We start from the raw sequence: 8054 nt of genomic DNA, 5'->3' as shown, positions 1-8054 counted from the left end.
CGCTGCGTAACACAGGCTGTACTATCAGTTATCCTTAACGGATTCACCGAATACTTCGAAAACAGATTTACCTTTACCGGGCTATATAGTTTCCTGTAAATCGTTACAATACCATATAATGCTAAAGTAATTTACTGCTCTAAAGGAGGTGTTTCCATTGATATTTAAAGGCGAAGGCTTTCATCTCAAATCTACATGTAAAGATGACCCAGAGTTAAGAGAACTTATTAATCGGGAAGAAATTCTGTTGAATATGTCCGAGAAGCGCATGTATCCGCAAGAGATGCCCTCGGAGATCGTTTTTCGCCTTGAAAAAGATGGTAAGGTAATTGGGGAGGTATCGCTGAAGTCGATAAAGTGGTTCAACAGAAAGGCGGAAGTGAGTATTTTCATCATTCCCGAATATCAGAGACAGGGAATGGCGAAAAGTGCGTTAAAGCTTCTCATGAAGCACGCTTTTGATACTTTTAACCTGCACAGGCTTGAGGCTGAGGTGTTTGAATACAACGCCGTTTCAAAGAGCCTAATAGAAAAGCTCGGTTTTAAACTGGAAGGTGTACTCAGAGAAGCGCGTTACTACAACGGGAAGTATTGGGACATTCTCAAATATTCCATCCTTGAAGATGAATTTCGAAATTTTGAAAAATGAAAGGAAATCATCTTGAACTACTGGCAGCTCTCCACACCTTTTGCGATGAGAATGGCTTTCAAAATGTTGGGGTAATCCGTTATGATACCATCAACACCCATATCTATTAGTTTGAGTATGTCGCAGGGGTCATTCACAGTCCACGGAATTACCTTTAAGCCCAACTCCTGGGCTTCTTTCAATACTTTTCCGCTGAAGTCGGTGTATTTTGGTGAAAAGATATCCGCGCCAGTGGCTTTTACCAATTTTGCTACATTGAAGCCAAACTTCATACTCTTCAAACCGCCAAGCCATTTTGAATTGCTGAGCGTGGCTATACTCAAAAGAGCCGCTGTTTTGATTTCTGGATTCTTTTCTTTTGCGAGCATGATGGTTTTCCAATAAAAGGATTGTATGATTACGTTATCCTGAAGGTTGTACTTTTCAACAAGAGCCAACAATTTATCTACGAAGATTTCAGGCGGCGCGGTTTCTTCAGGGGAGAGGGGGGACACTTTAGTTTCCACGTTTAGCCAGATCTTGCGCCCTGTCTTTTCCATGTAGTCCTTTGCCAGCTTAAACACTTCTTCAAGCTTTGGAATTTTTGCCCCCGGTACAGGTACCTGGTACGGCCAGTAATAATCCTTTCTCATCACCCCAACATCGTATTCAAGAAGTTCGTCATACGTAAGGTCTTTTATGAAAATCTTTTTATCTATAAAGTTGCCATTTTTTCTTACCTTTTGTGGGTTTAAGTATCTATCGTGAATTACCACGGGAATTCCATCTTTTGTTATCCCCATATCCAGTTCAAGGGTTGTTACACCAACTTCCTCAAGGGCAAATTCGAAAGCCTCAATGGTATTTTCAGGCCTTAGCCCTCTGCAACCTCTATGCCCTTGAACGTCAAAAGAAAACAATGTTATCGCGATTAAAAGAACCGAACATATGGTGAGTTTTTTTAACATCGTATCCCCCCCTCTACATGCAACAATTCTAACATTCTCAACTCGAATTATGGCAGCGGAAACTATAATGGTAAAATCAGATTGAACTTCTATTTTTGTTTTTTTGACAAATTAATCATGGCATCGTTTTAGGAATAAATCTCTTGGATGGAGGTGATAGCATGAAACGTTTCTGGTTCTTGTTGTTTGTTGTGCTTTTAACGACAGTCGCTTTTTCAGAAACCGAGGCAGCAACGGAAAATACGCTTGAAGATCTCATTTCCAAAAAAACTGCTCTTATTCAGGAATTAAACAACCTCGAACTTCAGATTTCCGATCTTTTGAGCGGCACTGCTTCCGTTTCTCTTAAGGCACAAGAGCAACTCAATGAATTACGCTCACAAATCGATGCGCTCGTGGACGAACTTGATTATGTCGAAGAAATGATCGATAATTTGAAAAGTGTTCAAAATGACCTTGGGAGCAATCTGGTGAAGTTACAATCACAGCTAAAAGATCTTGAATTACGACTGACAAAGATTGAGCAGGACATTTCCAACCTCAAAACACTGCTCTCTGACTATGAAGAAAAATCAGCAAAAATGGAAGAAAAAGTTTTTGGCCTTGAAGAGCAACTCGCTCAATTGTCCAAAAAGGCAAACCTGAATTTCATGATTGCAGTAGGAGGAGTAGTGATAGCAGTTGTCGCCGTGCTTTTGGGCTTTTTTATGCCTTGATTTCCTGATTCATGTTACAATTTTCGGGATAGCATAAACGGGGGTGTGCTTTTTGAACACTTTCAGGCAGAAGCTTTTGAATATCGCTGTCCCGATTACCATTCAAAATCTCATATCTGTGGGGTTAAATCTTGTTGATAACCTGATGATAGGTCAGCTTGGCGCTGTTGCGATAGCTTCGGTTGGCCTTGTTAATCAGGTTATGTTTATACTTATGCTCGTCACTTTTGGGGCTGCCAGCGGCGCGGGAGTTTTCATCTCTCAATACTGGGGCGTAAAGGACACAAAGAATATCGAAAAGACGATTGTCCACATGCTCTTTGTTACCTTCAGTGCTGCCTTTATCTTTTTCGTCATCCTGTTTTTCATCCCCGGGCAAACCCTGAGACTTTTTTCAAAAGATGCTTCCGTGGTTAGCATGGGTATTTCCTATTCAACGATAGTGGCTTTTACGGTATTCTTCACTTCTTTCAGTTTCGTTATGGCATCTGCTCTGAGAACAGTCGAAAAGGCTAAAATACCGATGTATATTAGTTTAGTAGCACTTGGAATTAACACCCTCGGTAATTATTTACTTATTTTTGGCGTTGGTCCTTTTCCAAAACTCGGTGTCGCTGGAGCGGCAATCGCCACACTGACTTCGAGATTTATTGAGTTCTTACTTTACCTCTTTGTTCTCTATCGAAAGAAAACCCCGGTGAAAATTTCTCTACGGAGTTTCCTGAAATTCGATCGATTTTTCTTCGCCAAGATGATGAAGATCGCTTCACCGGTAATTGCCAATGAGTTTATGTGGAGTCTTGGAATGGCAGTGTATTCCCTTGTATTTGCCAGGGTGGGTACAGCTGCAATTGCCACAAGAAACATTGTAAGCACTATCGAGAGTTTTGGGTTTGTTTTCTTCGGTGGAATCGGTTCTGCGGCAGTTGTCATAGTAGGGTCTGAACTGGGAAAGAAGAACTTCGAGCTGGCTTTTAAAAGTGCTAAAAGGCTGCTTAGAATTACGCTAATCATTTCGTCTCTTGCCGGTTTGGCTATTATCCTGCTTTCCCGGATTATTATAAGGTTTTACAACATTGACGATTTTATTAGAACAACTGCGCTGCTGTCCATCATAATCGTTGCTGCTGCCCTTCCCATAAAGATGTTAAACGCCGTCAACCTTGTGGGAGTGTTGAGAAGCGGTGGTGATACTCGTATGGTATTTCTTCTGGAAATCTCAAGCCTGTGGCTTATTGGAGTCCCTTTGGTCATCCTTGGTGGCCTGATCTTCAAATTGAGTGTTCCCGCGATTTACATAATGATGCTTCCTGAGGAGCTTTTTAAGCTTTTCGTTGGAAATCTCAGATTCCGTTCCAGAAAATGGATGAGAAACGTTATCGAGTAGTGAATATTACAACCAGGGCCTTTTGATGTTATGATATATACGATATTATGATGAATGGAGGAAGAGCATGAAGTTCAATACATTGTTGATTATCATCGTTGTTGTTATGGTTGCCATAACTGCTGTGAATATGTTTATGAGTCTGTCAAATAAGCTGAAAATTGAGACAGTTTCATATAGCAGCAATTATGTTTATGATTCACAGGGTACTGTGAAAATGGACAGTGTCATGCAGATAAAATTTCTAAAACCTCAGCAGATAGAAGGCTTCCTTGAGCAGTTCAAAAAAAGCCCCTCGGAAAAGATCTCTGAATTCCAGAATTCACTCGAGGATTTTTCCAAGAATTTGGGCAGAATACTGACCGTCGAAGATTTCCAGTCAACCGCAACAGTTCTCTCTTATGATATTGTAGAAATCAGAGAAGTAGCTGTTGTCAAGGGTTTTGCAGGCGTTCAAGATGGTCAGGTAAACACTTCGCTCGGTGACGTTGAATTGGATCTCTCGGGTGATTCTGTTCTCACAATAACTCTGCCAGTCAGCGCAAAGGTTCTTAGCGTTAACCCACAGCCCACAAGCAGGCCAGCCGAAAATCTTCTCATCTGGAGCAACACTGGTAAGATAAAATTCCCTGAGGTGGTGTTTGTTGTCGAAGACTGATATCGAAAAATACTCCCAGAAATTCGTAGAACTCATAAGCTCCTTGCAGCCAGTTGTAGTTTTAACTGGAGCTGGGGTATCTACCGCGAGTGGTATCCCGGATTTTAGAGGTCCCGATGGCTTATACAGTAAAATATCTCCAAGAGTCTTTGAGCTGGATTTCTTTCTGGAGCAACCTCAAGAGTATTACTCTCTAACCATGAATCGGATTCACATGCTCAAAGATGTAAAACCTAATGAGACCCATATTTTACTAGCGATTCTTCAAAAACATGGCTTTATCGAAACGGTGATTACACAAAATATAGATGGACTGCATCAAAAAGCAGGAATGGAAGGTGTCATAGAGCTTCACGGGAATGCGGGTAATTTTTACTGCATGGATTGCGGTGAAACTTACACAGTCGCAGAAATCGCCGAGAAATTGAAGTTCGAACCAGTTCCCTATTGCTCTTGTGGCGGCCTTATAAGACCTGACGTCGTTTTTTTTGGGGAGTTTCTTTCTGAAAGCGCGTTAGCACGTGCTAGAGAAAGTAGCCAAAGTTGCCAGCTTTTCGTTGTGATGGGGTCATCTCTTAACGTTTATCCCGCAGCAGGTTTCCCCCGGATAGCCGCTGAAAATGGCGCTTACCTTTTAATAATCAATCGTGGAGAGACAGCTTTAGATTACATGGCCAATTTAAAATTCGATTGTGATTTAGAGGCCTTTTCAAAAGCTGTTTTAGAAAAGTTCAAAGAACTGGATTGAGTATTGCGTACCTTCGCAACCCAAACAGGTCTTTCTTCAGGTGAATCACATAATCGTTTCTCAGTTCTTTCACGAGCTTCTCGAGTGTTGTTGCTGAGTAATCCGCAATTTCAAGAAAGACCTTTTTCCCATGAGGTAATTCTTTGAGAAATTCTCTATAAAAACTCATGCCATCGGCTCCGCCATTCAGGGCAGTCAACGGTTCGTATTTTCTCACGCTGTTATCCAAAGTGGAAAGGTGTTCTGCTTTAATATACGGCGGATTTGACACTATAACCTCTACTTCGTCAATAAATGGCTTTATGGGTGTTAAACAAGGTCCCAAAAGAAATTTGATGTTTCTTATTTGGTTTGTGCACGCATTTTCAGCGGCGAGTTCAAGCGCATCGCTGGAAATATCGGTTGCATATACCATGGCATCTGGCAATTCTTTGGCTATGGATAGAGCAATAGCACCACTTCCCGTGCCTACATCAGCAAAAAAACGGTTGCTGTTGCATTCTGAAAGCACCATTTCAACCAGCCCTTCTGTCTCCGGTCTTGGAATGAGAACCCTTCTATCAACCTTAAGAACAACATTCATGAACTTTTTCCAGCCTATAATGTAATCTAAGGGTTCGTCTTTCAACAAGCGTCCTAAAGCATCTTCAAGTTTTTCAATTGCCGTATCAGGAAATTCAACATCTTCATTGAGAAGAATTTTACTCTCAGGCATGGAAAAGAGATCTCTGAGAAGCTGCATTAAAACATAGCGGGGAATATCTTTCCCCGCGGCTTTCAGTTTTGATTCAAAGTCTTTGAGTATTTCTAAAGGCTTTAATCTCATAGACCCAAAACTTTTCTTACCTCATCTGATGCCATATCTGGTGTCCAGGGTGGGTCAAATGTCAGCTCCATGTCAACGTTGTTCACACCCTCGACTTCTTGAACCTTTGACCGGGCATCTTCAAGGATGAACCCGGCAAGAGGACACATCGGAGTAGTCATGGTCATTGTTACTTTAACGTTGTTTTCGTTGTCAACTTCCACGCCATATACCAGACCAAGGCTTACCACATCAAAACCGACTTCCAAATCATATACTTGCTTTAAAGCTTCCATTACCTGTTCTTTAGTAACAGCCATGATTTCCCTCCATCATTTAAACTCTTCTGAAATTTCAATAGCTGAAGACTCGTAAAAAGTTTTGAAATCTTCTTCAAGCCACTGATTCCAGAGCTGCTTTTTCATCTCTTCCACTAATTTTCCCCTTATATCTTCTTTAACAGCTTCCAGGGGTTTGACAGCCGTACCTTCCTGGCTGTAATCCACAAGATAGAGTATGAGATACTCTCCATCGCTCGTTTTCTCGATGGAATTCAACAAACCCGGCTGGAAATTGTCAAAGAGCTTGTTTACGAGTTCTGGATTGATCTTTTCGACATCAGCCCTTCCATATTTCACTGGACCAGAACTGAATTCGAGCGTTGGGTCTGAAACACTCTTGAGTTTTTGCAAGAAAGAATAGGCTTTGGTAAAGCTATCGAAAGATTCTCTGTAAAACTCTACAAATTCACCCTTTATCGAAAATTCGTCGGGACTTGCGTTGTAATACTGCTGAATCATTTCGTCGGTCACTGATTTTGAAGCATCGGCAGTAACAGCGTTGAATAGGGCATTAAAAGCATTTTCAAAAATAATTCCTTCAACCACTTGTAGTTCATACGACTTTATTCCTTCTGGATATCCTTTCAACATATAATAAGCATCCGCTTCCTTAAGCGATACACTGCTTTCTTCTAAGCTTTTCAATACATATTCGTGTACCTGAGAATAAATGGCCTCACGATCGAGGTCCATACCATTCATTACAGCGTATTGGACAATGAGCTTCTTTCTTATCAGATCTTCGAGCACTTTCTGTTCATAGGCTTTCAAAAGCTGACTTCCTGCTTCAGTACCCAAAAGGACATCGGAAAACAACTGGTCCACTTCTGAAATCTTCTGTGATATTTTCAGATAGCGAGGCATCACAATAGTGTTGAAAAAGCTTTGAGTGATGACTTCTCCATTTATAGTTGCCACAGGCGTTATGGTAGGAGTTGCCTCGATGATGAGTGAGGTACCAGTAGCATCTGCAAAACAGGAAATTGACAGTAGAAATGTAGCAAAAATAACGAGCAATGTCTTGTTCATTTGTCACCCTCCTTTATTTCTTTTATCTTATTCCAATAAGTGTCAAGTTCCTCGAGAGAAAGGCCTTCGATTTTCAACCCTTCTTCCATTATGAGACTCTCCATAGCCCTGAACCGGTTCACGAACTTCTCTGTGGATCTTCTTAAAGAGAGTTCTGGATCCACTTTTAAGAACCTTGATAAGTTCACCAGAGAAAAAAGTAAGTCGCCAAATTCCTCATCTATTTTTTCAGGATCTTTGCTATCCAGCGCTTTTTCCAGTTCTTTTAACTCTTCTCCGATTTTCTCTCGCACTCCGGAGTTGTTTTCCCAATCAAATCCCACCTCTGAAGCGTTTTCTTGCACCCTGCGAGCAAGGCTGAGAGCTGGAAGAGCCCTATTTATTTCACCGATAACAGATTCCATTTTCTTTCCCTTTTCAGAGGCTTTGATTTCTTCCCATTGACGATATGAATATCCTTCCGACTTTGCGAAAACATGCGGATGTCTCCTTATCAACTTGTCTATTAGCCTGTCAACGATTTTTGAAATATCGAAAACGCCTCTTTCTGATGCGATCTGAGCGTGAAAGACTACCTGCAATAACACATCACCAAGTTCTTCAATTAGTTCCTCGTCGTCGTTCTTATCTATGGCATTTAAAACCTCATAAGCTTCTTCGATCAAATAGGGTTTCAATGTAGAGTGAGTTTGTCTTCTATCCCATTCGCAACCGGTTTCGCTTCTGAGTATCTGCATTATTTCAATAAGTCTTTCGAATTTTTCACCTGTGTCC

The 8054-nt window shown here is 41.2% G+C and carries 10 protein-coding genes; 5 read left to right on the top strand and 5 right to left on the bottom strand.

Translation table 11 applies throughout. From position 1 onward, the window contains the following. Nucleotides 1-157: 157 nt before the first annotated feature. Nucleotides 158-649 carry a GNAT family N-acetyltransferase gene (locus tag AC3LHT_RS06505; protein WP_290647059.1) on the top strand — a complete coding sequence of 164 codons (492 nt, stop codon included), beginning with the start codon at nt 158-160 and terminating at the stop codon, nt 647-649. 17 nt (nt 650-666) lie between these two features. Here AC3LHT_RS06505 and AC3LHT_RS06500 read toward each other — a convergent pair whose 3' ends face one another. After that, nucleotides 667-1596 (bottom strand): glycerophosphodiester phosphodiesterase, encoded by a 930-nt coding sequence (locus tag AC3LHT_RS06500; RefSeq protein ID WP_488662330.1) that lies wholly within the window; start codon nt 1594-1596, stop codon nt 667-669. 161 nt (nt 1597-1757) lie between these two features. Here AC3LHT_RS06500 and AC3LHT_RS06495 point away from each other — a divergent pair, with 161 nt between their 5' ends. From AC3LHT_RS06495 to AC3LHT_RS06480, 4 genes are all read left to right on the top strand, one after another. Further along, nucleotides 1758-2312, top strand: coding sequence for a hypothetical protein (locus AC3LHT_RS06495; protein ID WP_488662329.1), 555 nt, complete (start codon nt 1758-1760; stop codon nt 2310-2312). Nucleotides 2313-2364: 52 nt separating this feature from the next. Then, the gene (locus AC3LHT_RS06490; protein ID WP_488662328.1) at nt 2365-3699 is read left to right on the top strand and encodes an MATE family efflux transporter; all 1335 of its coding nucleotides are present in this window, start codon (nt 2365-2367) and stop codon (nt 3697-3699) included. Nucleotides 3700-3766: 67 nt separating this feature from the next. Beyond that, a complete protein-coding gene (locus tag AC3LHT_RS06485) occupies nt 3767-4357 on the top strand; it encodes a DUF4897 domain-containing protein (protein WP_290647063.1) in 591 nt (196 codons plus the stop codon). Beyond that, complete coding sequence (locus tag AC3LHT_RS06480) at nt 4344-5105, top strand: SIR2 family NAD-dependent protein deacylase (RefSeq protein ID WP_290647064.1); 762 nt, start codon at nt 4344-4346, stop codon at nt 5103-5105. Before AC3LHT_RS06485 ends, AC3LHT_RS06480 begins: the two co-directional genes overlap by 14 nt. Here the strand turns inward: AC3LHT_RS06480 and prmC are convergent. The 4 genes from prmC to mazG form a co-directional block, all read right to left on the bottom strand. After that, entirely contained in the window at nt 5089-5931 is an 843-nt protein-coding gene (prmC, locus tag AC3LHT_RS06475) for a peptide chain release factor N(5)-glutamine methyltransferase (protein ID WP_488662327.1), read from the bottom strand. The genes AC3LHT_RS06480 and prmC overlap by 17 nt on opposite strands. After that, nucleotides 5928-6230 carry a metal-sulfur cluster assembly factor gene (locus tag AC3LHT_RS06470; RefSeq protein ID WP_290647066.1) on the bottom strand — a complete coding sequence of 101 codons (303 nt, stop codon included), beginning with the start codon at nt 6228-6230 and terminating at the stop codon, nt 5928-5930. Before AC3LHT_RS06470 ends, prmC begins: the two co-directional genes overlap by 4 nt. A gap of 12 nt (nt 6231-6242) precedes the next feature. Then, nucleotides 6243-7280 (bottom strand): SurA N-terminal domain-containing protein, encoded by a 1038-nt coding sequence (locus AC3LHT_RS06465; protein ID WP_488662326.1) that lies wholly within the window; start codon nt 7278-7280, stop codon nt 6243-6245. After that, the coding region (gene mazG / locus AC3LHT_RS06460; protein ID WP_488662325.1) for a nucleoside triphosphate pyrophosphohydrolase at nt 7277-8054 on the bottom strand (778 nt) is incomplete at its 5' end. The genes mazG and AC3LHT_RS06465, both read right to left, overlap by 4 nt.

It is taken from the genome of Kosmotoga sp. (genome assembly GCF_982836095.1).
This window is presented reverse-complemented; position numbering and strand designations above follow the sequence as displayed.